The sequence below is a fragment of the Pseudomonas sp. LBUM1648 genome, from assembly GCF_059716145.1.
Genome location: NZ_CP166808.1, coordinates 5,748,386 through 5,773,467, shown reverse-complemented (window position 1 = coordinate 5,773,467; position 25,082 = coordinate 5,748,386). Strand labels below are relative to the sequence as shown.

General features: G+C 61.0%; 29 protein-coding genes. 16 read left to right on the top strand and 13 right to left on the bottom strand.

Features of this window, described 5'->3' with window-relative positions:
- The first annotated feature begins 48 nt into the window (after positions 1–48).
- Both ACA043_RS26185 and pgnE read left to right on the top strand, forming a co-directional pair.
- A complete protein-coding gene (locus tag ACA043_RS26185) occupies positions 49–933 on the top strand; it encodes a sugar nucleotide-binding protein (RefSeq protein ID WP_100847084.1) in 885 nt (294 codons plus the stop codon).
- Positions 926–1,855 (top strand): UDP-N-acetylglucosamine epimerase PgnE, encoded by a 930-nt coding sequence (pgnE, locus tag ACA043_RS26180; RefSeq protein WP_187678767.1) that lies wholly within the window; start codon positions 926–928, stop codon positions 1,853–1,855. Before ACA043_RS26185 ends, pgnE begins: the two co-directional genes overlap by 8 nt.
- Before the next feature lie 179 nt (positions 1,856–2,034).
- Here pgnE and ACA043_RS26175 read toward each other — a convergent pair whose 3' ends face one another.
- The 5 genes from ACA043_RS26175 to ACA043_RS26155 form a co-directional block, all read right to left on the bottom strand.
- Positions 2,035–2,733 (bottom strand): OmpW/AlkL family protein, encoded by a 699-nt coding sequence (locus tag ACA043_RS26175; RefSeq protein ID WP_497658182.1) that lies wholly within the window; start codon positions 2,731–2,733, stop codon positions 2,035–2,037.
- Positions 2,734–2,891: 158 nt separating this feature from the next.
- The gene (locus ACA043_RS26170; protein WP_187678769.1) at positions 2,892–3,410 is read right to left on the bottom strand and encodes a DUF3299 domain-containing protein; all 519 of its coding nucleotides are present in this window, start codon (positions 3,408–3,410) and stop codon (positions 2,892–2,894) included.
- An 11-nt stretch (positions 3,411–3,421) separates the two neighbouring features.
- Entirely contained in the window at positions 3,422–4,687 is a 1,266-nt protein-coding gene (locus tag ACA043_RS26165) for an ABC transporter permease (protein ID WP_497658181.1), read from the bottom strand.
- Between the two features lies 1 nt (position 4,688).
- Complete coding sequence (locus tag ACA043_RS26160; protein ID WP_497658180.1) at positions 4,689–5,399, bottom strand: ABC transporter ATP-binding protein; 711 nt, start codon at positions 5,397–5,399, stop codon at positions 4,689–4,691.
- A gap of 125 nt (positions 5,400–5,524) precedes the next feature.
- Positions 5,525–6,118: a DUF2796 domain-containing protein gene (locus tag ACA043_RS26155; protein ID WP_497615443.1), complete on the bottom strand. Its 594-nt coding sequence runs from the start codon at positions 6,116–6,118 to the stop codon at positions 5,525–5,527.
- 135 nt (positions 6,119–6,253) lie between these two features.
- Between ACA043_RS26155 and ACA043_RS26150 the strand changes: the two genes are divergently transcribed.
- Positions 6,254–6,610, top strand: coding sequence for a hypothetical protein (locus ACA043_RS26150; protein WP_497658179.1), 357 nt, complete (start codon positions 6,254–6,256; stop codon positions 6,608–6,610).
- Between the two features lie 4 nt (positions 6,611–6,614).
- Here the strand turns inward: ACA043_RS26150 and trxA are convergent, their stop codons facing one another.
- Genes trxA through ACA043_RS26135 form a run of 3 tightly spaced genes read right to left on the bottom strand, consistent with a single transcriptional unit; the run spans position 6,615 to position 8,654 of the window.
- Positions 6,615–7,487, bottom strand: coding sequence for a thioredoxin (gene trxA / locus ACA043_RS26145; RefSeq protein ID WP_489879894.1), 873 nt, complete (start codon positions 7,485–7,487; stop codon positions 6,615–6,617).
- 31 nt (positions 7,488–7,518) lie between these two features.
- On the bottom strand, positions 7,519–8,193 hold the full coding sequence (locus ACA043_RS26140; RefSeq protein WP_187678775.1) for a class I SAM-dependent methyltransferase: 675 nt from the start codon (positions 8,191–8,193) through the stop codon (positions 7,519–7,521).
- On the bottom strand, positions 8,190–8,654 hold the full coding sequence (locus ACA043_RS26135) for a hypothetical protein (protein WP_497615441.1): 465 nt from the start codon (positions 8,652–8,654) through the stop codon (positions 8,190–8,192). Before ACA043_RS26135 ends, ACA043_RS26140 begins: the two co-directional genes overlap by 4 nt.
- Before the next feature lie 128 nt (positions 8,655–8,782).
- Between ACA043_RS26135 and nrdR the strand changes: the two genes are divergently transcribed.
- The 12 genes from nrdR to ACA043_RS26075 all read left to right on the top strand — a co-directional run bounded on the left by nrdR (position 8,783) and on the right by ACA043_RS26075 (position 17,601).
- Positions 8,783–9,247: a transcriptional regulator NrdR gene (gene nrdR, locus ACA043_RS26130; protein WP_007910946.1), complete on the top strand. Its 465-nt coding sequence runs from the start codon at positions 8,783–8,785 to the stop codon at positions 9,245–9,247.
- Positions 9,244–10,377 carry a bifunctional diaminohydroxyphosphoribosylaminopyrimidine deaminase/5-amino-6-(5-phosphoribosylamino)uracil reductase RibD gene (gene ribD, locus ACA043_RS26125; RefSeq protein WP_497615440.1) on the top strand — a complete coding sequence of 378 codons (1,134 nt, stop codon included), beginning with the start codon at positions 9,244–9,246 and terminating at the stop codon, positions 10,375–10,377. Before nrdR ends, ribD begins: the two co-directional genes overlap by 4 nt.
- A gap of 47 nt (positions 10,378–10,424) precedes the next feature.
- Complete coding sequence (locus tag ACA043_RS26120; protein ID WP_187678778.1) at positions 10,425–11,087, top strand: riboflavin synthase; 663 nt, start codon at positions 10,425–10,427, stop codon at positions 11,085–11,087.
- A 16-nt stretch (positions 11,088–11,103) separates the two neighbouring features.
- The gene (gene ribBA, locus ACA043_RS26115) at positions 11,104–12,195 is read left to right on the top strand and encodes a bifunctional 3,4-dihydroxy-2-butanone-4-phosphate synthase/GTP cyclohydrolase II (RefSeq protein ID WP_187678779.1); all 1,092 of its coding nucleotides are present in this window, start codon (positions 11,104–11,106) and stop codon (positions 12,193–12,195) included.
- Positions 12,196–12,286: 91 nt separating this feature from the next.
- Positions 12,287–12,763: a 6,7-dimethyl-8-ribityllumazine synthase gene (ribH, locus tag ACA043_RS26110; RefSeq protein ID WP_003228649.1), complete on the top strand. Its 477-nt coding sequence runs from the start codon at positions 12,287–12,289 to the stop codon at positions 12,761–12,763.
- Complete coding sequence (gene nusB / locus ACA043_RS26105; RefSeq protein WP_039761889.1) at positions 12,760–13,260, top strand: transcription antitermination factor NusB; 501 nt, start codon at positions 12,760–12,762, stop codon at positions 13,258–13,260. The genes ribH and nusB overlap by 4 nt, the downstream gene beginning before the upstream one ends.
- 27 nt (positions 13,261–13,287) lie before the next feature.
- A complete protein-coding gene (gene thiL, locus ACA043_RS26100; RefSeq protein WP_497658178.1) occupies positions 13,288–14,253 on the top strand; it encodes a thiamine-phosphate kinase in 966 nt (321 codons plus the stop codon).
- Positions 14,250–14,753: a phosphatidylglycerophosphatase A family protein gene (locus ACA043_RS26095; protein WP_007910933.1), complete on the top strand. Its 504-nt coding sequence runs from the start codon at positions 14,250–14,252 to the stop codon at positions 14,751–14,753. The genes thiL and ACA043_RS26095 overlap by 4 nt, the downstream gene beginning before the upstream one ends.
- A 37-nt stretch (positions 14,754–14,790) precedes the next feature.
- Complete coding sequence (locus ACA043_RS26090; protein ID WP_489879901.1) at positions 14,791–15,528, top strand: substrate-binding periplasmic protein; 738 nt, start codon at positions 14,791–14,793, stop codon at positions 15,526–15,528.
- A gap of 239 nt (positions 15,529–15,767) precedes the next feature.
- A complete protein-coding gene (gene ribA / locus ACA043_RS26085; RefSeq protein WP_095188498.1) occupies positions 15,768–16,385 on the top strand; it encodes a GTP cyclohydrolase II in 618 nt (205 codons plus the stop codon).
- Positions 16,382–16,801: an MFS transporter gene (locus tag ACA043_RS26080; RefSeq protein ID WP_401270285.1), complete on the top strand. Its 420-nt coding sequence runs from the start codon at positions 16,382–16,384 to the stop codon at positions 16,799–16,801. Before ribA ends, ACA043_RS26080 begins: the two co-directional genes overlap by 4 nt.
- The gene (locus ACA043_RS26075) at positions 16,801–17,601 is read left to right on the top strand and encodes a cobalamin-binding protein (protein ID WP_401270288.1); all 801 of its coding nucleotides are present in this window, start codon (positions 16,801–16,803) and stop codon (positions 17,599–17,601) included. The genes ACA043_RS26080 and ACA043_RS26075 overlap by 1 nt, the downstream gene beginning before the upstream one ends.
- A 15-nt stretch (positions 17,602–17,616) precedes the next feature.
- On the opposite strand, the gene ACA043_RS26070 is transcribed toward ACA043_RS26075, so the two are convergent.
- The 5 genes from ACA043_RS26070 to ACA043_RS26050 form a co-directional block, all read right to left on the bottom strand.
- Positions 17,617–19,503: a TonB-dependent receptor domain-containing protein gene (locus tag ACA043_RS26070; RefSeq protein WP_497658177.1), complete on the bottom strand. Its 1,887-nt coding sequence runs from the start codon at positions 19,501–19,503 to the stop codon at positions 17,617–17,619.
- Between the two features lie 139 nt (positions 19,504–19,642).
- Positions 19,643–21,541: a 1-deoxy-D-xylulose-5-phosphate synthase gene (gene dxs, locus ACA043_RS26065; RefSeq protein WP_497658176.1), complete on the bottom strand. Its 1,899-nt coding sequence runs from the start codon at positions 21,539–21,541 to the stop codon at positions 19,643–19,645.
- A gap of 91 nt (positions 21,542–21,632) precedes the next feature.
- On the bottom strand, positions 21,633–22,520 hold the full coding sequence (ispA, locus tag ACA043_RS26060; RefSeq protein WP_187678788.1) for a (2E,6E)-farnesyl diphosphate synthase: 888 nt from the start codon (positions 22,518–22,520) through the stop codon (positions 21,633–21,635).
- Positions 22,517–22,759: an exodeoxyribonuclease VII small subunit gene (locus ACA043_RS26055; RefSeq protein ID WP_003228627.1), complete on the bottom strand. Its 243-nt coding sequence runs from the start codon at positions 22,757–22,759 to the stop codon at positions 22,517–22,519. The genes ispA and ACA043_RS26055 overlap by 4 nt, the downstream gene beginning before the upstream one ends.
- Before the next feature lie 89 nt (positions 22,760–22,848).
- The gene (locus ACA043_RS26050) at positions 22,849–23,994 is read right to left on the bottom strand and encodes a Fic family protein (RefSeq protein ID WP_497658175.1); all 1,146 of its coding nucleotides are present in this window, start codon (positions 23,992–23,994) and stop codon (positions 22,849–22,851) included.
- A 277-nt stretch (positions 23,995–24,271) separates the two neighbouring features.
- Here ACA043_RS26050 and ACA043_RS26045 point away from each other — a divergent pair, with 277 nt between their 5' ends.
- The gene (locus ACA043_RS26045; RefSeq protein WP_497658174.1) at positions 24,272–25,063 is read left to right on the top strand and encodes a YfaP family protein; all 792 of its coding nucleotides are present in this window, start codon (positions 24,272–24,274) and stop codon (positions 25,061–25,063) included.
- The last annotated feature ends 19 nt before the right edge of the window (positions 25,064–25,082 follow it).

Sequence of the window (25,082 nt, the reverse complement as noted above, 5' to 3'; positions counted from 1 at the left end):
CATCGTCGCCAAAGCCATCGTTCCAATCAGACTGGGCCTGCTGACTCTATGCGAATGCGCCTTATGTTACTGGGCGGCGGAAATGCCCTTGGGCAGGCGCTGATTCGCCTCGGTGCGGAAGAAGACATCGGTTTCCTCGCCCCCCGCCCCCCCGAAGACGGCTGGGATGCCGCGAGCCTGACGCAACTGCTCGACGACACCCGTCCCGATGCGTTGATCAACCTTGCCTACTATTTCGACTGGTTCCAGGCCGAGACTGTCAGCGAAAGCCGCATGGCCGGGCAGGAACGCGCGATCGAGCGGCTGGCCGAACTGTGCCAGCATCACAACATCGTCCTTGTGCAACCCTCCAGTTATCGGGTGTTCGACGGCTCGCGTGCCACCGCCTACAGCGAAAAAGACGAACCGGTGCCGCTGGGCCTGCGCGGTCAAGCGTTGTGGCGCATCGAACAAAGTGTTCGCGCGACGTGCCCGCAACACGTGTTGCTGCGTTTCGGCTGGCTGCTTGATGACAGCCCCGACGGCACCCTCGGACGTTTCCTTGCCCGCGCCGAGCAACCGGAAGAATTGCTCATGGCGGATGATCGCCGGGGTAATCCAACACCGGTCGACGACGCCGCCCGGGTGATCATTTCGGTGCTCAAGCAACTCGATTGCGCAGCGCCGCTGTGGGGCACTTATCACTACGCCGGCCACGAGGCGACCACACCGCTGGCGCTCGGTCAGGCGATTCTGACCGAGGCCCGCAGCCTGCACGCACTGGCCATCGAAGCGCCGACCGCCCAGGCCCACGCCGCGCGACCGGACGCCGCCGAAGAACCGCAACACGCGGTGCTCGCCTGCAAGAAAATTCTGCACACTTTCGGGATCAAACCGCGCGCCTGGCGTGCCGCGCTCCCGGGCTTACTGGATAGGTTCTACCGTCATGGCTGAAGGTACTGTTTTAATCACCGGCGGAGCCGGTTTCATCGGCTCGCATCTGACCGACGCCTTGCTCGCCAAAGGGCATTCGGTTCGGGTGCTGGACGATCTGTCGACCGGCAAGCGCAGCAACCTGCCGCTGCACAATCCCAAGGTTGAATTGATCGTTGGCGATGTCGCCGACGCTGCGCTCGTTGCCCAGGCGATGCAAGGCTGCAGCGCAGTCGCCCACCTGGCGGCGGTGGCTTCGGTGCAGGCGTCGGTGGATGATCCGGTGAAGACTCACCAGAGCAACTTCATCGGCACCCTGAATGTCTGCGAAGCCATGCGTCTGGCCGGGGTCAAGCGTGTGTTGTACGCCTCCAGTGCAGCGGTGTACGGCAACAATGGCGAGGGCGAGTCGATCGATGAAGACACGCCAAAGGCTCCGCTGACGCCCTACGCGTCGGACAAACTGGCCGGCGAGCATTACTTCGATTTCTACCGTCGCCAGCATGGTCTGGAGCCGGCGATTTTCCGCTTCTTCAACATCTTCGGCCCGCGTCAGGATCCGTCCTCGCCGTACTCCGGTGTGATCAGCATTTTCAGCGAACGCGCGCAGAATGGCTTACCGATCACCGTGTTCGGCGATGGCGAACAGACGCGTGATTTCCTGTATGTCGAGGATCTGGTCGATATTCTGGTGCAGGCGATCGAAAAGCCTGATGTGGACGTGGGACCTGTGAATGTTGGCTGGAACGAGGCGATGAGCCTCAAGCAGATGCTTGTAGCCCTGCAATCAGTGGTCGGCGAGTTGCCACCGGTCAGCTACGGCCCGGCACGCTCCGGCGACATCCGCCACTCGCGGGCGAACAACCGGCGGTTGCTTGAGCGGTTCAAACTGCCACAGCAGACGCCGATGAGCGTGGGGCTGGCGCGGTTGCTCGGAAAATAGCATTACTGCAGACATGAAAAAGGCGCCTTTTGACAGGCGCCTTTTTCACGGCCGGAATTTATCTCAATCCCTGTGGCGAGGGGATTTATCCCCGATCGACTGCGCAGCAGTCGCCTTCAGTTCAAGCTGCTCACCACCAAGCCTCATTCACCACCACGTGAACGTTCTGTAAACCGGGCTTAGAACTTATAGCCCAAACCCACCATGTAGATGAACGGATCCACATCCACGTTCACCCGTGCGCGAGTGCCCGGCGCCACAGCGTTGTTCTCCACAGTCGCGCGAGTATCGATATCGATGTAGCGCACCTGGGCGTTGAGCATGATGTTGTCGGTCAGCATGTAGTCCGCGCCGACCTGCCAGGCCAGACCCCAGGAGTTTTTCGCCTTGAAGTTGCTGAAACCATTAGCGCTGGCTTCGCTGCCGACGTGCTCGTCGTAAATCCAGGTGTAGTTGATGCCGCCGCCGACATACGGTTGGAACGCCGACTTCGAATCCAGCGGGTAGTAAACGACGCTGAGGGTCGGTGGCAGGTGTTTCAGGGTGCCGAGTTTGCCGTTGGCTGCTGGCAGGGCGGTGCCTTTGAGCTTCACATCATGTTCGAACGGCGTGGCGGCGAGCAGCTCGATACCGACGTGGTTGGTGAGCATGTAAGCGAAGTTCAGGCCCAGTTGAGTGTCGCTGCTCATGGTCGCCTTGCCGCCCAGATTGGTGCCGCTCAGCGGACCCTGATCGACCTTGACGCTGGAGCTGTCGGCCTTCGGGTTGACGGTGATTGCACCGGCACGAATCAGGATGTCGCCGGCTTCGTGAGCGTGGGCGAGCGGGGCTGCGAGCGCGAGGGCAAACAGCGAGGCGCTGAGCAAGGACTTGTTCATGGGGGCTCCAAAAGGACGTTAAAAGTTTCTGATGTCCTATGGTACGAAGCCAACTGATACGGTCTTTTGACTCAGCTCAATGAAACAGTGAAGGAGCCTGCTTTTGTGGAACCTTTGCCAGCAATGAGGCCTTTACAAACAACACAGAACTATCGGATTCACTCCGGCAGCTCATACACATAAATCTTGTCCGCCTCCATCTGATACCCGGCATCCGCCAGTTCGCTGCTCGACGCTTTAACCTGCATCGGCCCTTCGACCCAATACGGCTGATACAACTCATCGAGCTTCACGCCCAACTCGCTTTTCACATGCACGATCTGGTTCGACGGCGGTGGCGGCACATGGATGCAGGCGCCGAAATACGGCACCAGCAAGAAGTCCGTGGTGCGTCCTTCTTCATTGACCTCCAGCGGCACGATGTAGCCCGGCAGACGAATGTTCTGACCATCGAGTGATTGCACAACCGGAGCATTCGGCATGTCCTGTTTCGCCGCTGGCGCGGCTTCGGCAGACAGCGCATCGCTCATCTTCGACAGATCGTGCAGCGGGGTCATGTTCGGCACTTCCGGCGCCGCGTCCGGCGGGATCATTTCCGACCAGGTCAAATCTTTCGGCGCCGCCGCCCACACGGGCAGGGCGACCAGCAACAATAGCGCGAGCACGGCGCGGGGCATGGAAAACATCCTCATAAACGAATCGACAGGCCATCGGCCAAGGATTGGCGATACGCGCGCCAGGCCGGCACGCTGCCCATCAGCAGCGCGGCCGCCAGAATGCCACCGAGCAGCGTCCATTCATACTCGCTCGGCCACGCCAGCGGCAGGAACAACCCGTAATTGGCCTGCACATAACCCTGCGCAGCAGCGATGCCGATATACAGCAACGCCAGCCCGGCGATCACCCCGGTCAACGCCAAGGCAAAGGCTTCCAGCACCAGCAGACTCGCGATGTGCCACGGCCGCGCACCGACCGAACGCAGAATCGCCATCTCGCGGCGACGCTCGTTAAGGCTGGTGAGAATCGCCGTGAGCATGCCGATCAAACCGGTCAGCACCACGAACAGCGAGACTACGAACAGCGCTTTCTCGGCGGTGCTCATCAGGCTCCACAACTCCTGCAAGGCCACACCCGGCAGGATCGCCAGCATTGGCTCACCACGGAATTCATTGATCTCGCGTTGCAGCGCGAAAGTGGAAATCTTGCTGTTGAGGCCAAGCATGAACGCGGTGATCGCTTGCGGCGCCAGGTCCATGTTGCGTGCCTGATCGGCCGTGATCCGCCCGTTGCCCCGCGCCGGCACGCCGTCGTGCCAGTCGATGTGAATCGCCTCCATGCCGCCGAGGCTGATGTGCAACGTGCGATCCACCGGGGTGCCGGTGCGCTTCAGAATGCCGACCACGGTGAACGGTTTGTCATCGTGTTTGACCAGACTGATCGCCGCTACGCCATGGGCCAGGACCAGTTTGTCGCCAAGCTTGTAATGCAGCGCGTCGGCGACTTCGGCGCCGAGCACCACTTCAAACGGATCGGTGGCAAACGCGCGGCCATCGGCCAGTTGCAGGTGCTGCTGGCGGCCGTACCGGTAATGCTCGAAATACGCTTCGGTGGTGCCCATCACCCGGTAGCCACGATGGGAATCGCCGAGGGACATCGGGATCGCCCACTTCACTTTCGGGTTGTTGGCGAAGTGTTCGAAGCTGTCCCAGCGGATGTTGTTGGTGGCGTTCCCGATGCGAAACACCGAGTACAGCAGCAGATTCACCGAGCCGGAACGGGCGCCGACGATCAAGTCAGTGCCGCTGATGGTGCTGGCGAAACTGGCTTTGGCCTCGGTGCGCACCCGCTCGACGGCGAGCAGCAAGCAGACCGACAGGGCGATGGCGAATGCGGTGAGCAACGCGGTGAAGCGGCGGTTGGCCAGGCTGGCCATGGCCAGACGAAACAGATACATCTCAGACCTCGGCAGACGTGGCGGCGCGATTGAGTTCGGCCAGGGACAGGTGACGGTCGAACAGCGGCGCCAGACTTTGGTCGTGGCTGACGAACAACAGACTCGAACCGGCCTCGCGGCATTCGGCGAACAACAGGCGAATGAAGTTTTCCCGAGCGTCGTAATCCAGCGCCGAGGTCGGTTCGTCTGCGATCACCAGTTCCGGCTGTCCGATCAAGGCACGGGCGGCGGCGACCCTTTGTTGCTGGCCGATCGACAACGAGTCGGCGCGGCGACTGAGGATGCTTTCGTCCTTCAAACCCAAGTGAGCAAGCAGGGTGGCGGCGGCTTGATCGACGCTGCCGTGACGCTGCTTCGCCCGTTCGGCCCGCAGCCTGGAGAAGTGGCAGGGCAGTTCGACGTTCTCACGCACCGAGAGAAACGGCAGCAGGTTGAACTGCTGGAAGATATAGCCGGTGTGATCGACGCGGAAGGTGTCGCGGGCGCCGGCGGACAGTGCGGTCAGTTCCTGGCCGAGCAGACGAATGCTGCCACGATCGGGTTTCTGCACACCGCCGAGCAGGCCGAGCAGGGTGGTCTTGCCGCTGCCGCTGGGGCCTTTGAGGAATAGGGTTTCACCCGGCTCCAGACGAAACGCCGGGATGTCCAGCAGCGGCGGGTGGCTGGGCCAACTGAAGCCCAGGTCTGACAGTTCGATGAGTGCTTGGGTCATGGCGCCAGTTTCAAAAGTTTTCATAGTCCCTGTAGGAGCTGCCGCAGGCTGCGATCTTTTGATTTTTTGACGCAAGATCAAAAGATCGCAGCCTTCGGCAGCTCCTGCACAGGGCAGCGTTGGAATCAGAACTTCAGCGCAGCAGCCTTGGCCGTCACTTCGGTGCCTTGCTGACCGCTGGCACTGATCAGTTGTACCTGAATTTTCTGCGTCGCCGGGAAGGTGCTGAAAATGTTCGCCAGATCCAGCGTCTTCAAGGCGCCCGGAGCTGCGCACTTGAACTGATAGTGCGCGTGGATTTCACTGTGGTCGTGATGATGCTCGTGGCCGTCCTTGCCCGCTTCACCGTCGTCGTGATCATCGGCATCCGGCTTGTCACCGAACAACGGACTTTCCAGTTCCTGACTCACCACTTTGCAACCGGCAGCGGCTGGCAGCTTGAACAGCGTCAGAGGCTTTTCCAGTTGGGCGCGGGCGGCGGCGACTTTGGCCTTGTCGGCATCCGTGGTGGCGGCGTGTTCGAAACCGACCAGGTTCATCGCCGGGCTTTCCAGCTCCAGTTCCAGAGTCTGACCATCCAGCGCGGCGTTCAAACGACCGACGCCATGTTCGTGCGCGCCAAGGCTGCCGTGTTCATGATCGTGGTCATGCTCATCGGCAGCATGGGCGATGGCCAGCGGCAACAGGGCAAACGGCAAAGCGAGCATCAGACGACGCATGGCGGTCTCCGGGAAGTAAAGTGAAGAGTTTGTTATGTAATCTTATAACGAAAGTGCGCAGAGTTTGCCCGTGCGCTTGGCGTTACACAAGTCCCGTGGGAGCATGCAGGTCAGAAATATGTGGGAGCGAACTCAATGTTGCGGATACGTGGAACCGTCGGCGACGTGCTGGTGGATTTGACGGTGGAACTGGATGACAGCGACTGGGCGAAGCTCGGCTCAGCCCTTGGCGCTCAGCCGCATATCGCTCAAGCGGTGGCCGCTTCGGCGCCAGCGGCGAAACCGCTGAATCAGGACGATGCGTTGTGGCAGGCTGCCCGGGATCTGCTGCGCAAGGCCGGGCAACTCAGCGGGCCGGATCTGCTCGAACAACTGGAAGGCCTGACCGGCAGCGCAGGGGCAGGCAAACGCTTGCTGGTGCGGCTGCGGCACAGTTCGGATGTGAAAGTGGTGAGCGGCGGGGATACGCCGCTCTACAGCTGGATCGAGTAAACGCTTAGTACAGCGCGGCAAACAACTTGCGACGGTAGGCGGTCACCAGAGGGTGATCGTTGCCCAACAACTCGAACACCTGCAACAACGTCTTGTGCGGCAAACCTTCGCCGTAGCTGCGATTACGGATGAACAGCTTGAGCAAGGCATCCAGAGCCGCTTCGTATTGCTGACGAGCCAGTTGCTGAATCGCCAGTTGATACACCGCTTCATCGTCCTGCGGGTTTTGCGCCAGACGGGTTTTCAGGTCGGCAGCGTCCGGGAGGTCGCGGGCAAGGCCCAGGAATTTGATCTGCGCCTTCGCCCCGGCGAGCGCGGCTTTGTGCTCATCGCTCTTGACCGCGTCGAGCACGGTTTGCGCTTCGTCCAGTTCACCGCGCTCGGTCAGGCAGCGGGCGTACAGGATCAATGCCTTGGCGTTGGTGTTGTCTTCGTTGAGCATGATCACCAGCGCGGCTTCGGCATCGGCGTAACGACCGTCATCGAACAAGGCCTGAGCCTGTTCGAACGGATCGGCAGCAGTCGGCGCCGGCATCTGCACATGGGGTTCGAGCAAGGCACGTACGGCGGATTCCGGTTGCGCGCCGGCAAAACCGTCGACCGGTTGACCGTCCTTGAACAGCACCACAGTCGGCAGGCTGCGAATGCCAAAGCGGGCCACGATGTCCTGCTCGATGTCACAGTTGACCTTGGCCAGCAGCAACTCGCCCTGATAGCTCTCGGCAATGCCTTGCAGCATCGGCATCAGCGCCTTGCACGGCGCACACCATTCGGCCCAGAAATCCACCAGCACGGGTTTATTGAAGGAAGCCTCGATCACCGACTGGTCGAAATCGGCAGTCGTGGCGTCGAAGATGTACGGCGTTTGTTGACTCATGGGGGATCTCTTTTAAGCGTCAATGAACGCACTATAAGGGGTGGCGCAAAAGATCGCGACGCGCGTGGTAAAGGCTCACATGCCGAAACTCTTCCGGCTCCGCCAGATCCGGCAAGGTCATCGCCTCAAGCATTTCAATGCGCTCATACAACGGATGGCGAAAATCCCGAACCCGCGAATCGGCCACCAGCGCTTCACGGCCACGGCTGAGAAACGCATCGAGCAACGGCAGATTCGCCCGGTCATACAACACATCAGCCACCAGAATCAGGTCAAAGCGATCCGCTTCGGCGAAGAAATCCGTCGAATAACTCATCTGTACATCGTTGAGTTCGGCATTCGCCCGACACGCCGCGATCGCCAGGGGATCGAGATCGCAGGCCACCACTTCCAACGCCCCGGCCTTCACCGCCGCAATCCCGGCGATGCCGGAACCGGCGCCAAAATCCAGGACGCGTTTGCCGCGCACCCACTCGGGAAACTCGGCCAGATAACGGGCCACTGCCAGACCACTGGCCCAGCAAAAGCTCCAGTAGGGCGGCTCGTGCAGAATTCGTTGGGTTTCTTCCTGGCTGAATTCGCGCGCCATGTTGTCGCCGTCAATCAGCCACAACTGCAAATCGGTGTCCGGCAACGCACAGGCTTTCAGTCTGGCGTCGCCGAGCAGTTCACCCAACGCCTGTTGCAGGTCGAGCGGTGCATTCATGGTGCTTTGACGAATTGCAGTTGGCCCAATGCCTGAGTGGTCGGCTGGGTAATGGTTTGCGACGGCAGATGCAGGATCAACTGGCCAGACTGGCTGGCGCGGCCACGCAGTTCAACCCGCGCCCCGGCCGGGAAGGCCTCGGGGTTGAAGCGCACATGGAACGGCAGAATCTGGTTGTTGCCGATCAGGCTGGAACTGGCGAGCAATTGCTGCGGACGATCCTTTGCATCGATCACCAGTAGCGCCAGTTCGACTTCGGCACCGGCCGGCACACCTTGCAGGGTGCCACTCAGTTCGCGCTGATACGCCGGCAACGGGCCGAGGTTGGCGGCTTCCTTGGCTTTTTTCTGCGCCTGCTGTGGCGCCGGGCCTGGAGTGGGCGGCTGAGGCTTGGGCGCATCGCTGCTGCAGGCCACCAGCAGGCTTAAAAAACTGAGCAAAACGAGCGGACGTAACGACATTGGCAGCTCCGGCAAAATGAAACCCATGGATCAAACGATCATGCCAGTCTGTATACCGCAAACCCTATGGCTTGTCTTGCCACCGGGATGCGCTACCATGGCCCTCCCTTTTTTTGTTGCCAGCCACCATGCACTGTCCCTTCTGCGGTGCCAACGACACCAAGGTCATCGACTCGCGTCTGGTCGCCGAGGGCGAACAGGTGCGCCGCCGGCGTGAATGCCTGGCCTGCGGCGAACGTTTCACGACATTCGAGACGGCCGAACTGGTGTTGCCGCGCCTGATCAAAACCGATGGCAGCCGCCAGCCGTTCGACGAAGAAAAACTCCGCGCGGGCATGCAACGCGCCCTGGAGAAGCGTCCGGTGAGCGTCGAGCGCCTCGAATCCTCTTTGGTTCACATCAAGCACAAGCTGCGCGCCACCGGCGAGCGCGAGGTCAAATCCCTCGTGGTCGGCGAACTGGTGATGGCCGAGCTGCAAAAGCTTGATGAAGTCGCCTACATCCGTTTCGCTTCGGTCTACAAGCGCTTCCAGGACCTCAACGAGTTCCGCGAAGAGATCGACCGCCTCGCCCGCGAACCGGTGAAAGAATGACCAGCGCCGCCGAGCAGGCCATCCTCGACGCCCACTTCATGGCCCGCGCGCTGGAACTGGCGCGCAAAGGTCACTACACCACGCATCCTAATCCCCGGGTTGGCTGCGTGGTGGTGCGGGACGGGAAGATCGTCGGCGAAGGCTGGCACGAACGCGCCGGCGAGCCTCACGCTGAAGTCCACGCCTTGCGCGCTGCCGGTGAGCTGGCCCGGGGTGCGACCGCTTACGTCACCCTCGAGCCGTGCAGCCACCATGGCCGCACCCCGCCGTGCGCCGATGCGTTGGTCAATGCCGGCGTGGCTCGGGTGGTGGCGGCGATGCGCGATCCGAACCCTCAAGTCGCCGGTCGTGGTTTGCAACGTCTGGCCGATGCCGGCATTGCGACTGAAGGCGGCGTACTGGAAGCTGAGGCGCGCAAGCTCAATCAGGGTTTTCTGAAACGCATGGAACACGGCTTGCCGTTCGTGCGGGTCAAACTGGCCATGAGTCTCGACGGCCGCACGGCGATGGAAAGCGGCGAGAGTCAATGGATCACCGGCCCGGCCGCACGTTCGGCGGTGCAGCGTTTGCGCGCGCAAGCGGCGGTGGTGCTGACCGGCGCCGACACGGTGCTGGCTGACGGCGCACGCTTGACCGTGCGCGCTGATGAGCTGGGTCTGGATGCCGGGCAAACCGCACTGGCCATGAGCCGTCCGCCGCTGCGCGTGCTGATCGACGGACGCCTGCGGGTGCCGCTGGACGCGCCGTTCTTCAAGGCTGGCCCGGCGTTGGTCGCCACCTGCATGGCGGTCGAAGAGCAATACGCCAATGGCCCGGAATGTTTGATCGTGCCGGGTGATGACGGTCAGGTCGATTTGCATCAATTACTGATCGAACTGGCCAACCGTGGCGTCAACGAAGTGCTGGTCGAGGCCGGCCCTCGTCTGGCCGGTGCTTTTGCCCAGCTTGGTCTGGTCGATGAGTTCGTGATCTTCATCGCGGGCAAGTTCCTCGGCTCCACGGCGCGTCCGCTTTTGGATTGGCCGTTGAGCTATATGAAGGACGCTCCCGAGCTGAAAATCACTGAAATCCGCGCGGTTGGCGATGACTGGCGAGTCACTGCCATCCCTGTCCTTTCGGCGAGCGTATAATTCCCGGCCATCGCGTTAGCGCTGGCTTCGTTCTCAAGGAGAACCCCATGTTTACCGGCATCATCGAATCCATCGGCAGTATCCGTGCATTGACCCCAAAGGGCGGCGATGTGCGGGTGCATGTTGAAACCGGCAAGCTCGATCTGAGCGACGTCAAACTCGGCGACAGCATCGCGGTCAACGGCGTCTGCCTGACGGCCGTTGAGCTGCCGGGCGACGGCTTCGCTGCCGACGTCAGCCGCGAAACCCTCGATTGCACCGCCATGAACGACCTGAAAAGCGGCAGCCCGGTCAATCTGGAAAAAGCACTGACCCCGACCACCCGTCTCGGCGGGCACTTGGTCAGCGGTCACGTCGACGGTGTCGGTGAAATCGTCTCCCGCGCTGATAATGCCCGCGCCGTGGAATTTCGCATCCGCGCACCGAAAGAGCTGGCCAAGTACATCGCCCATAAAGGCTCGATCACCGTCGACGGCACGAGCCTGACCGTGAACGCGGTCGATGGCGCCGAGTTCATGCTGACAATCATCCCGCACACCCTGAGCGAAACCATCATGGCTTCCTACAAGCCAGGTCGCCGAGTGAACCTGGAAGTCGACTTGCTGGCGCGTTATCTGGAGCGTCTGCTCCTCGGCGACAAGGCCGCAGAGCCAAGCGCTGGTGGCATTACTGAAAGCTTTCTGGCCGCCAACGGCTATCTCAAATCCTGACCCAAGGGGGTGCCTTGTGGCGCTCAATAGCATCGAAGAACTGGTTGAAGACATCCGCCAAGGCAAGATGGTCATCCTCATGGATGACGAAGACCGCGAGAACGAAGGCGACCTGATCATGGCCGCCGAATGCTGCAAGGCCGAGCACATCAACTTCATGGCCAAGCACGCCCGTGGCCTGATCTGCATGCCGATGAGCCGTGAGCGCTGCGAACTGCTGAAGCTGCCGCTGATGGCGCCACGCAACGGTTCCGGTTTTGGTACCAAGTTCACCGTCTCGATCGAAGCCGCCGAAGGCGTGACCACCGGCATTTCCGCTGCCGACCGTGCGCGCACCGTGCAAGCGGCTGCCGCCAAAGACGCCAAGGCTGAAGACATCGTCAGCCCCGGCCATATCTTCCCGCTGATGGCGCAGGCCGGTGGCACCCTGGCGCGTGCCGGCCACACCGAAGCCGCTTGCGACCTGGCGCGCATGGCCGGTTTCGAGCCGAGCGGCGTGATCTGCGAAGTGATGAACGACGACGGCACCATGTCCCGTCGCACCGAACTGGAAGCCTTCGCCGCCGAACACAACATCAAGATCGGCACCATTGCCGACCTGATTCACTACCGGATGATCCACGAACGTACCGTTCAGCGGATTGCCGAGCAGCCACTGGACAGCGAACTGGGCCATTTCAACCTGGTGACCTATCGTGATTCCGTGGAAGGCGATGTACACATGGCCCTGACGCTGGGCACCGTTTGCGCCGAAGAGCCAACACTGGTTCGCGTACACAACATGGACCCGCTGCGCGACCTGTTGATGGTCAAACAACCGGGCCGCTGGAGTCTGCGCGCCGCCATGACGGCGGTTGCCGAGGCTGGCAGCGGTGTGGTGCTGTTGCTCGGTCACCCGCTCGATGGCGACGTGTTGCTGGCGCACATCCGCGAAACCGCCGATCAGGCTGTGGTGAAAAAACCGACTACTTACAGCATCGTTGGTGCCGGTTCGCAGATCCTGCGCGACCTTGGCGTACGCAAAATGCGCCTGATGTCGGCGCCAATGAAATTTAATGCGATATCCGGTTTCGATCTGGAAGTTGTAGAATACGTGCCCTCCGAATAATGACCGGTTGTTTCCGGCCCTGATTTCGCGGCAAATAAATCACTGAGGGATGCGTAGCAAACGCGTCCCGGCTCTTTAAGAGATCTGACGAATGACCCTGAAGACCATCGAAGGTACCTTCATCGCCCCTAAAGGCCGCTACGCTTTGGTAGTGGGCCGTTTCAACAGCTTCGTCGTTGAAAGCCTGGTCAGCGGTGCAGTTGATGCCCTGGTTCGCCACGGCGTGAGCGAAAGCGACATCACCATCATCCGCGCACCTGGCGCCTTCGAAATTCCGCTGGTTGCGCAGAAAGTCGCCCAGAAAGGCGAGTTCGCAGCCATCATCGCTCTCGGCGCGGTCATTCGTGGCGGTACTCCGCACTTCGAATACGTGGCGGGCGAATGCACCAAGGGCCTGGCCCAGGTGTCCATGGAGTTCGGCGTGCCGGTCGCTTTCGGCGTCCTGACTGTTGATTCCATCGAGCAAGCCATCGAGCGTTCCGGCACCAAGGCCGGTAACAAAGGTGCTGAAGCTGCCCTGTCCGCTCTGGAAATGGTCAGCCTGCTGGCGCAGTTGGAGGCCAAGTGATTAGCGACGAAAGCGATCGTTTCAACCCGCGCGATCCGAAACCAGCGGATGCCGGCAAGCCATCCAAAAGCGTCAAGCGTCGCGAAGCCCGTCAGCTTGCGACTCAAGCGCTGTACCAGTGGCACATGGCCAAGCAATCGCTGAACGAGATCGAAGCGCAATTCCGGGTCGATAACGATTTCACCGATGTTGACGGCGCTTACTTCCGCGAGATCCTCCACGGGGTTCCGCAGTTCAAGACCGAAATCGACACCGCGCTCACGCCTTGCCTGGATTTGGCCATCGAAGAGCTGGACCCGGTTGAACTGGCGGTTCTGCGCCTGTCCACCTGGGAACTGCTCAAGCGCGTCGACGTGCCATACCGCGTTGTGATCAACGAAGGTATCGAACTGGCCAAGGTCTTCGGTTCGACCGACGGCCACAAGTTCGTCAACGGCGTACTCGACAAACTGGCCCCGCGCCTGCGTGAAGCTGAAGTGAAGGCGTTCAAGCGCTGATCGGCGCTTGAATACTTTTTCTCAGTCATGGGCGAGTTTGAGCTGATCCGCAATTACTTCGCCGCCGCGCCCTGTGCGCAGGGCGGCGAAGGCGTTGCACTGGGGATCGGCGACGACTGCGCCTTGCTGGCGGTTCCTTCCGGGGAACAGCTGGCGATTTCCACCGATACGCTGGTGGCCGGTGTGCATTTCGCCGACCCCTGCGATCCGTTTCTGCTCGGTCAGCGCTCGCTGGCCGTCGCGGTCAGCGATCTGGCCGCCATGGGCGCCACTCCCGTTGCCTTTACCCTTGCCCTGACTGTGCCGACGGTGACCGCCGATTGGCTGCAAGCCTATGCCCGTGGTTTGAACCGCATGGCGCAGAGCTGCGGCGTGGCATTGGTCGGTGGTGATACCACGCGCGGGCCGTTGAGCTTGACCGTCACCGTGTTCGGCCGCGTCCCGGCCGGTCAGGCCTTGACCCGTAACGGCGCGCAGCCGGGTGACTTGCTGTGTGTCGGCGGTGAACTGGGCAATGCCGCCGGTGCGTTACCGCTGGTATTGGGTCAGCGCGACGCCGCGCTGGACATCGCCCAGCCGCTGCTCGATCACTATTGGTCGCCGCAACCGCAACTGGCCCTCGGTCAGGCGCTGCGCGGTAAAGCCACGTCAGCGCTGGATATCTCCGATGGCCTGCTCGCTGACTGCGGGCACATCGCCCTGGCGTCGAAGGTGCGGCTTGAGATTGAACGCGAGCGCGTACCGTTGTCGGATGCTTTAGTGGCGTTTCTCGGCCAGCGCGGCGCCGAACGCGCGGCGCTCAGTGGTGGCGATGATTACGTGCTGGCCTTCACGTTACCGTCTGTCGAGTTGCCGGCGCTGCTGGCTGCCGGTTGGCCGATCCATGTGATCGGTCGCGTGGCAGAGGGGCAGGGCGTGGTGCTGCTGGATCGAGACGGCCACGACATCACCCCGCAAATCCGGGGTTATCAACATTTTCAGGAGACACCGTGACAGATCACCCGAAACAGGTTCCGGCCGAATTCGTTCCGCCGTCTGTCTGGCGCAATCCCTGGCATTTCCTCGCGTTCGGCTTCGGTTCGGGCACCTTGCCCAAGGCGCCGGGCACGTGGGGCTCGTTAGTTGCGCTACCCTTTATCCCGTTGTGGCAGATGCTGCCCGACTGGGGTTACTGGCTGATGCTCGGGATCACCATGCTGTTCGGCTTCTGGCTGTGCGGCAAGGTCGCCGATGATCTGCGGGTGCACGACCACGAAGGCATCGTCTGGGACGAAATGGTGGGGATGTGGATCACCCTGTGGCTGGTGCCGGAAGGCTGGTACTGGTTGCTCGCGGGTTTTCTGGTATTCCGCTTCTTCGATATTCTCAAGCCGTGGCCGATTCGCTGGATCGACCGGCATGTCCATGGCGGCGTCGGCATCATGCTCGACGACGTGCTGGCCGGGGTGTTTGCCTGGCTGGCGATGCAGGGACTGGTGTGGATTTTCGCCTGACCTTGCGGGGCCCAGGCGTCAAGTGAGGTAACTAGGGATGGCTGGACGCTGGTTGGTGCTATTGGTTTTTGCCCTGCTGGGCACAGTGGCCAGTGCGCAGGAATCAGTGCCAGCGCCCTCGGTCATCCACCTGGCCAGCGAAGACTGGGAAGACTACACCGCCGCCGACGGCCATGGGCTGGGCTGGGATATCTTGCGCAAGGTGTTCGAGCCGGCCGGGGTGAAACTGGATATTCGCACCGAGCCGTACACCCGTTCAGTGGGGCTGGCCCAGCGCGGCGAGGTCGATGCCTGTGTCGGCTCTTATCATCAAGAATTCAGCGAACTGCTTTATCCGCGCTGGAATTTCGACACCGACCACGTTTACGCGCTGGGCCTTGCCAGCAACCCGGCGCCGACGCCGGAAACCTTGGGCAGTTACCGACTGGCTTGGGTACGTGGCTACGACTATCAGAATTATTTGCCCAACGTGCGCGGCTATAACGAAGTCGTCCGGCGTACCGGGATTCTGTCGATGCTGACCCACAACCGCGCCGACTATTACATCGACGCGCTGACGGAGATCGACTATGTGCTCAGCCGGGCCAGGGATCCTTCGCAGTTCCGCACCACTCATATCGCTGAATTGCCGCTGTACCTGTGTTTCGCCAATACGCCACAAGCGCGGACGTTGATGGCGCTGTTTGACCAGCGCATGGAGCAACTGGTGAAAAGCGGTGAGCTGAAGCCGGTATTTGAGCGCTGGAAGCAGCCTTATCCGTTTAGTTCGCCCTGACGCGAAACCCCTGTAGGAGCTGCGGCACGCTGCGATCTTTTGATCTTGATCTTAAAAATCAGGATCAAAAGATCGCAGCCTCGTTTCACTCGACAGCTCCTACAGCGGTCCATGTTGTCCGGGAGTCATCAAACTTTTTGATCGTTATGCCCGATAATTCAGCCTAAGCGTCTGTAGGAACCTGCTGTTACAATGCCGCCCAGCGAATCTTCAGACTTTTTTAGATCAGGAGCACACCGGTGCCTGTCGTTTTTGTCGCCGCTTCCAAGCTGCCAACGCCTTTTGCGCAATTCACCATGCACGGTTTTCTCGATGAAGCCACCGGCCGCGAGCACGTCGTGCTGAGCCTGGGTGATTTTGCCGACGGAGCCCCGGTACTCGGCCGATTGCACTCCGAATGTCTGACGGGTGATGCCTTGTTCAGCCAGCGTTGCGACTGCGGTTCGCAACTCGAGGGCGCGCTCAAAGCCATCGCTCGCGAAGGTCGTGGCGTCCTGCTGTACCTGCGCCAGGAAGGTCGCGGCATCGGTCTGTTGAACAAGATCCGTGCCTACGAATTGCAGGACGGCGGCGCCGACACCGTTGAAGCCAACGAGCGTCTTGGCTTCGCCGCCGACCAGCGCGACTACGCCATGTGCCTGCCGATGCTCGAGCATCTGGGTGTGAAATCCCTGCGTCTGATGACCAACAACCCGCGCAAGGTCAAAGCCTTGACCGACATGGGCATCGTCGTCGCCGAGCGCGTGCCGTTGCACACCGGCCACAACCCGCACAACAAACTGTACCTGGCGACGAAGGCCAGCAAACTCGACCACATGATGGGCAATGAGCATCAGGGCGAGGTAGACCGGGCGTGACTCGCGGTCAGGTGCGCCGTCGCCTCAGCGTCGACTGGTGGAAATACCTGACGCTGGCGCTGGTGCCGTTGTTCGTGCTCAACGCCGTGTTCGGTCAAAGCGAGGCGATCCTGCCGGTACTGGCGATGCCGTTCTTTATCGCTGGTGTTGCCTCAATGTTTGTCAGCCTGAAATTTTTCGGCCGCTACAAACATGCGCTGATCGCCACGCAAAAAGCCCTCGATACCCCGGATGAGCCGACTGCATGGATCGCGCTCGCGGCGCGGCGCCGAACTGCCTTTCTCGCCGCGGCGTTGCCGGCGTGGATCGGCGCATTGGCGGTATTCGTCGGCCTTGAAGCCGTACCGCTGATGTTGCTGGCATTGTCCACGGCGGTGCTGTTCTACCTCTACCGTATCCCGCGTCAACTCGGCTGATGCGCCGTCTCTGGCTGGCGGTTCTGCTGCTGGCCGTCAGCGGGTCGACGCTGGCCGCTCTGCGCGTGGTCAGTCTCGCGCCGTCTCTTTCTGAAATCGTCGTTGATCTGGATTCGGCCGATCTGTTGGTTGGCGTGCTGGATGCGGGCGATCGGCCTGCTGCGATTGCGAATGTTCCCTCAGTCGGTCGCTATGGCCAACTCGATATGGAGCGTTTGCTCAGCCTCAAACCCGATCTGCTGTTGCTCTGGCCCGGCAGTGTCGGCCCGGCGCAGCGTGACCAGCTCAAGCGGTTGAACATCCCGACTTACGTCGCCGAGCCGCATACGTTCGAACAACTCACCACGCAGATCGAAGACATCGCCGGGCAACTGGGGCGCCCGGAACGTGGGGTGCAACGTGCGGCGGATCTTCGTAGAAAACTCGACGGCCTGCGCCAGCGCTATCGCCGGGATACGCCGCTGAAAGTGTTTTATCAAGTCTGGGACAAGCCGCTCTATACCATCGGCGGTGGGCAGATCATCAGCGATGCGCTTGAGGTGTGTGGTGCGCGCAATGTCTTTGGCGACCTGAGCCTGCCGGCACCGCAAGTGAGTGTCGAAGCGGTGTTGCAGCGTGATCCCGAGGTCATTCTCGCAGGTGATCAGGCGCAGCTTGAGGCGTGGAGGGCTTGGCCGCAGGTGGCAGCGGTGAGGCAGGGGAAACTGCTGTTGGTCACCGATAAAGGCCTCGAACGGCCGAGCGGCCAAATGATCGCCGCCACCGCCAAGCTCTGCCAAGTGATCGCGCCAGACAAATAATCCCTACAGGGAATTTCAGTGCAGTTCAGGCGTCCAGGTCACCCCAAACACCCACGCCCGACCTTCCTCACGATAGCCATACTGACTGCCGTCGTAACTGTAGTTCGCCCGGCTGTAACCCTTGTCCAGCAAGTTATCGACCTTCAGATCCAGCTTGATCTCGCGGTTCAGCGCCCAGCTGCTACGCAACCCGAACGTGCCGTAGCCACCCAGTGGCTGAGTGTTGTTCAAGTCGTCGTAACTGGCGCTGACTAATTGCCAACTCGCGCCGAGGCTCAATCGATCGAACTGACGGTCCATATCCCAACTCAATGTACGCCGCGCCCGCCGCGCCAGCGTGTGACCTGTATCACGATCACGCGGATCGATAATCGCCACGCCGAGATTGCTCTGCCAGCCAAACAGCTCCTGCTTCAGCGCTGCTTCAAAGCCATTGATTCGTGCCGAGGCCACATTCTCCGGCCGCGAGTTGCTGCCGAAGATAATCGCGTCTTCCAGATCGGTGCGGTAAAGCGAAGCTTCCAGTCGAGCGCTGTCACTCAACTGGCTGCGCCATTGCAGTTCGTAGCTCTTGGAGGTTTCCGGTTTCAGGTTCGGGTTGCTGAAGTCCGGGTAGTACAGGTCATTGAAGGTCGGCGCTCGGAAGCCCTCGCTGTAGCTCAGCAGCAAATCGTTGTCCGGGTTCAGCGGCAAGGTGAAGGTGCCACTCCAAGTGTTTTGGCTGCCGAACTGCTGGTTGTCGTCGTGGCGCAGGCCCAGCTCCGTGGAAAAGTTGTCGGCCTGATAGCGATGCTGGATAAACGCCGCGCGGTTCCAGCGGCTGTCCTCGTCGAAGGCGGTGCTGCTGTTGACTCGGTCTTCGTACCAGTCGCCACCGAGGATCAGGCTGTTGCGCGCATTCAGGGTCAAGTCGTTCTGCCAGTTCACTGAGTCGCGGTAGGTGTTGAACACCGTGCGCTCGTCGCTGAGCTTGTCGAGGGTCTTCTCGCGGTTTTCGCTGTGGCCGAATTCGACGCGGGTTTTCCAGAGGTCGTTGACCCGAGCATCGACGTAACTGCTGATACTGCTGACGTTGAAATCGCTGTACGGCTGCTGCTGCACCGACGCGAAGGTGGTCATGTCGAAGCGCCCGAACGGGTTGTCGAACTCGCTCTTGCCGCTGTTATCCAGCAGGTTGGCGCCGACTTCGATGTCATCGGTCAGCGCATGGCTGAGGCTCAGGCTGACGGACTTGTTGCGGTAGGCGTCATGATCGCCGTCGCTCGGATACGACGCGTGGGTGCGGTCGAGGCCGGCGGTTTCATCGAGGCTGGCGCCGAGGTTGAAGCGGGTTTTTTCATCGCCACCGGACAAGCCGAGACTACGTTCCCAAGTCTGGTTGCTGCCGAAGCCGGCGTGCAGGCGTGGCTGCAAACCTTGTTCACTGCCGCGCCGGGTGAAGATCTGAATCACCCCGCCAATCGCATCGCTGCCGTAAATCACCGAGCGCGAGCCGCGCAGCACTTCCACGCGCTCGATCTGTTCGATGTTCAGGTGCTGCAGATTGCTGTCGCCGGAAGTGGAGCTGCCGATGCGTTGGCCATCGACCAGCACCAGGCTCTGTGCCGACTGTGTGCCGCGAATGTAGATCGCCGGCAGACTGCCGCGCCCACCGGCCTGCGCCACTTGTACGCCCGGGACTCGACGCAGCAGATCCGGCACATCGCTCGGTTGCAGGCGGTCGATGTCTTCGCGGGTGAACACAGTGTTGGCGGCGCTGCTGTCGTTGCGTGCTTCGACCTGGCGGTTGGCGCTGATCAGGGTGTCTGGCAGTTTCAGGGCCTGATCGCGTTCGAAGGTGTCGGCGAAGGTGCTGGCGGTTGGCAGCAGAAGGAAGGGCAGGGCGAGGCGTGAGAGGTTCATCGGTGGTCCGTGGGTGTTTCAGGTGTACACAAATCAAATGTGGGAGCGAGCCTGCTCGCGAAGGCGGTAAATCAGTCAACAGTGGTTGATTGAAAGTCCGCATTCGCGAGCAGGCTCGCTCCCACATGGGTATTGCGTGTTACTTGCTGAGCAGTTCCAGACGCTCGCGAATCGACGCCTCGATCCCTGCCTCATCCAGACCACACTCGGCCAGCATTTGTGCAGGTTTGGCGTGCTCGACGTAGATATCCGGCAAGCCCAGGTGCAGCATCGACTTGAGGATGTTCTCGCGTGCGAGAAATTCGCTGACCGCGCCACCGGCGCCGCCCATGATCGCGTTCTCTTCGATGGTGACCAGCAACTCGTGGCTGCCGGCAATCTCGCGTACCAGCTCTTCATCGAGCGGTTTGACGAAGCGCATGTCGACCACGGTAGCATCCAGCTTCTCGGCGACTTTCAGCGCTTCGGCCAGTTGCACACCGAACACCAGCAGGGCGACTTTGCTGCCCTGGCGACGGACGATGCCTTTGCCGATTTCAATCGGCTCGAGGTCTTTCTCGATGGTTGCATTCGGGCCACTGCCACGCGGATAGCGCACCGCCGCCGGGCCGTTGTACAGGTGGCCGGTGGTGAGCATTTTGCGCAGTTCGTTTTCATCGCTCGGGGTCATGATGACCATGCCCGGGATGCAGCGCAGGTACGACAGATCGAAGCTGCCGGCGTGGGTCGGGCCGTCTTCGCCCACTAAACCTGCGCGGTCGATGGCGAACAGCACGTCGAGGTTCTGTACCGCTACGTCATGAACGAGCTGGTCGTAACCGCGCTGGAGGAACGTCGAGTAGATCGCCACCACCGGTTTGGCGCCTTCGCAGGCCATGCCGGCAGCGAACGTCACTGCGTGTTGCTCGGCAATTGCCACATCGAAGTAGCGCAGCGGGAAACGTTCGCTGAACTCCACCAGATCCGAGCCTTCCTTCATTGCCGGGGTGATCCCGACCAGGCGCGGATCAGATGCAGCCATGTCGCACAGCCATTCGCCAAACACCGCCGAATACTTCGGCCCGCCAGCTTTTTTCGGTGCAGCGGCCGGAGCGTCGACAGGTTCGAGCTTGGTAATCGCGTGGTAACCGATAGGGTCGACTTCCGCCGGGGCGAAGCCTTTGCCTTTTTTGGTGACGATGTGCAGGAACTGCGGGCCTTTCAGATCGCGCATGTTGCGCAGTGTGGCGATCAGGGTCGGCAGGTCGTGGCCGTCGATCGGGCCGATGTAGTTCCAGCCCAATTCTTCGAACAGCGTGCCGGGAACCAGCATGCCTTTGGCATATTCTTCGGTGCGGCGGGCGATTTCCCAAGCGCCGGGCAGGCGCGACAGCACTTTTTTGCTGCCTTCACGCATGCTCGCGTAAGTGCGGCTGGAAAGGATCTTCGCCAGATAATTCGACAGACCGCCGACGTTGCGCGAGATCGACATGTCGTTGTCGTTGAGGATCACCAGCATGTTGGCGTTGACTTCCGGCGCGTGGTTCAGCGCCTCGAAGGCCATGCCTGCGGTCAACGCGCCATCGCCGATCACGGCAATCGCCTTGCGATCACTGTTTTGCAGGCGGGCGGCAATCGCCATGCCCAGCGCTGCGCTGATCGACGTGCTGGAGTGGCCGACGCCAAAGGTGTCGTACTCGCTCTCGGCACGACGCGGGAAGGCGGCGATGCCGTCCTTCTGGCGCAGGGATTCCATGCGCTCGCGGCGTCCGGTGAGGATCTTGTGCGGATACGCCTGATGACCGACGTCCCACACCAGCCGGTCGTCCGGGGTGTCGAAGACGTAATGCAACGCGATGGTCAGCTCGATGACGCCCAGGCCGGCACCGAAATGCCCGCCGGTCTGGCCGACCGTGTAGAGCAATTCCAGGCGCAACTCATCAGCCAGGGTTTCCAGCTCGGCTTCGCCTAACCGGCGCAGGCCGTCCGGCGTGTTCGCGCGGTCGAGCAGGGGCGTGGTCGGGCGCTTGCGGGGAATCTCATGAAACGTCGTGGGCATCAGGCGAATCGTTATAGGTATAAAAGATGCGGCAGTTTACCTGATGCATCGCCCCCTGCCCACGCGTTGGTCTTTTTTGGCTGAATCGCCGTCAGTTGCGCCGATCGACGATATACCGGGCCAGCTCGCGCAAAGGCTCGGCCGCCGCGTCAAACGGTCGCAGGGCGTGCAGCGCCTGATCGCGCAATTCCAGGGCATAGGCCTTGGCGGCGTCCAGACCCAGCAGGGCCGGGTAGGTTGGCTTGTCGCGGGCGATGTCGGCACCCTGGCGTTTGCCGAGGGTTGCGGTATCGCTTTCGACGTCGAGAATGTCGTCTTGCACCTGAAAGGCCAGGCCAATGGCCTGTGCATAAGTTTGCAGGGCTTTGAGTTCATCCTTTTCGGCACGGCCGCTGGCCAGGGCGCCGAGTTTGACGCTGACTTCGATCAGCGCGCCGGTCTTGTGCCGGTGCATCTGTTCGAGGGCTTTCTGATCGAGTTTGAGGCCGACCGAACCGAGATCGATGGCCTGACCACCGACCATACCCGCCGGGCCTGCGGCTTGAGCCAGAGCCGTGACCATTTGCAAACGGATGTCGGCGTCGAGATTACTCAGATGCGGATCGAGCAAGGCGCTGAACGCCAGGCTCTGCAAGCCGTCACCAGCGAGGATTGCGCAGGCTTCATCGAATTTTTTGTGGGTAGTCGGCTGGCCGCGACGCAGATCATCGTCGTCCATCGCCGGCAAATCGTCGTGAACCAGCGAATACGCGTGGATCAGTTCAACCGCGCACGCTGCGCCGTTGGCCTGCTCAGCCTTGCCACCGAGCGCTTCGCACGCGGCGTAGGCCAGCAGCGGACGCACGCGTTTACCGCCGTTCATCACGCTATAGCGCATGGCCTCGTAGAGACGCGCCAGCTCCGGCAGCGGGGCGTTGAACAGGCTTTCCAGCGCCGCGTTAACCCGGGCCTGGCTGGTCGCCGAATACGCTGCAATCATTCTGGCTGTTCCGCGTCGAAGGGTTCCTCGGCGAGTTCGCCATCGCGCTCCAGCAGCACTTGCACCTTCTGCTCGGCCTGGGCCAGCGCTGCCTGGCAATCACGGGTCAGCCCGATGCCCTGCTCGAAAGCGGTCAGCGAGTCTTCCAGCGACAATTCACCGTTCTCCAGACGCTCGACCAATGTTTGCAGGTCGGCGAGGGACTGTTCGAAATCCAGTGCAGCTTTTTTGCGGGCCATGGCGGCAGTTTCCGGTTGACGTTAAACCGGCGCGACACTAGCAGATAGGGGGTTTATGGGCAAATGAGAGGGGGGTGACCGCAGATGGATCAATGGGTGGATTCGCCTGGATAGCGGATCTGATAGCGAGTGCTCCTCCCGCCGCCCGGAAGTCGTTGCAGGCAGCCTTTGTCCAGCAACTCCGCTAGATGCCGGGTAGCCGTTGCCTTGGAGACTTTCGCCACACTTTGATATTGCGCCGCACTGATGCCGTGTTCGAAACCGCGCTCCCCGCCGTCGAGCAAGCGATTGAGCACTTTAATCTGCTCCATCGACAGTTCGGATTCACGGTGCGCCTGCCAGAAACGCGACTTGCCCAGCACCCCCTCGATCCGCGCGATGGCTTGTTGCAGGCTGCGCAGCAAGGTTTGCAAGAACCATGTCAGCCATTCAGTGATGTCCAGCGTAGCTTTCTGGCTGGATTCCAACGCTCGGTAATAGCCGCCGCGATCATCGAGGATGCTGGCCGACATGGCATAAAAACGGATCGCCCGTGCTTCACCCTGAGCCAGCGCCAGATCGGTGATGGTACGGGTAAGGCGCCCGTTGCCATCGTCGAACGGGTGCAGCGTGACAAACCAGAAGTGCGCGATGCCCGCTCGCAGCAAAGGGTCGAGACCAACCTGATGCTGGCTGGCCTCAAACCACTTTAGAAAATTGTCGAGTTGCCGCTCAAGGCCTTGTCTGGGCGGGGCTTCGAAGTGCACGGTCGGACGATCAATCCGCCCGGAAACCACTTGCATTGGCTCCTCGCCACGTAGCGCACCGACATTGATTGCGCGCGAAGAAAAGCCTGTTTCCGGTTCCGGAAACAGCCACTCATGCCATTCCAGCAACCGATCCAGCGTCAACGGATCATTGAAACGCCGGGTTGCATCGAGCATCAATTGCGCCAGACCTTCACTGCGCTGACTGACTTTATCGCCATCGACTACTTCCAGGCCCAGGCGCCGCGCCAATGACGAACGAACTGAACCGACATTCAACTGCTCACCCTCGATGGCTGAGGACGTCACGATGTTTTGCAGCAACGCATCCAGTTCAGTCTGAGCGCTCAAAGAGTTACCCACTGATCCGGCCATGCCCATCAATTGACCTTGTGCCTGCACGCACTCACGCAGCAACGGCGTCAGACGCTCAGCCTGCCAGTTGAAATCGGGCCAATCGGGTTGTTGCCAGATCCAGTTCGTAGCCATTGGATGTCATTCCTGAGTGCGTGAGCCGAATAGAAGCGCTATTCGGCTCATTTTGTGAGCCGAATATGACGCCTATTCGGCTCATCGTCCACCCGGCGCCGTGATTCCTACCGCAAAAGCAGATGTATCCGATTGTTAAAAAACTGCCGAATGGCTAATCTTCGCGCCTTCTACGACCCGACAGTCACGGGTCTTTCAGACGAAACGCAGTTTCCACCGCTGTGAAGTACCGAGGATCGGGTGCAAGGTTTCGTTCAGGCATGGCAGGAGGCAATACATGCGTTCATTTCTTTTGCTGCTGATCGGCCTGGCCTGCGCGCCTGCGCTGCTGGCCGCGCCGACAGCAGAGATGTCGGAGCCGGTGGGCGGCTGGCGCTACCACGGCTTGCTCGATCGCACGGAAAACCCGCAAGTCGCCTATCCCACGCCGCCGATCGATCGCGGCATCCAGCGCAATCGCACGATGATCCAGGGCCAGCTCAAGGCCATCGGGCATATGCGCCCGCCGCACAGTCTCGCGGTCAACGGCAATCCACTGAATCTGTACACCGACGACCAAGGCCGTTTCGCCCGGCCCTATGCGTTCGGCGCCGGTTCCAACAGTGTCGAAGTGATCAGCGCCGAGGGGCAGTCGCTCAAGCGCGTGCAATTTTATGAAGCAAATAACCTGCGCACGCCGGCGAAAATTCGTCTTGTCTTGGGATGGGACGATCCGAAAGCCGAGCTCGATCTGCACATTGTCACGCCCGATGGCCAGCATGCCTTTTGGGCGCGGCCGGCGCTGAGCAATGGCGGCGGGCTCGACCCGGATGGCGTCGATGGTCCCGGCCCGGAAATGTTCACCATGACCGCGCCGCTGCATGGCACCTATCTGGTTTACGTCAACTATTGGGGCAACTTTGGCAGCGGCGGCTATAACTTCGAGGAGACCAGCAACCAGAACGAGGTGATCACCTCGCAAATCACGCTGGTGCTCAACGAAAACACCGTCGACGAAAAACGCGAAACATTCATCGTGCCCCTGCGGGCGATCGGTGATCTGCTGCTGGTCAAGACTTTCAACTATTAAGCATCCCGCTCCACGGATG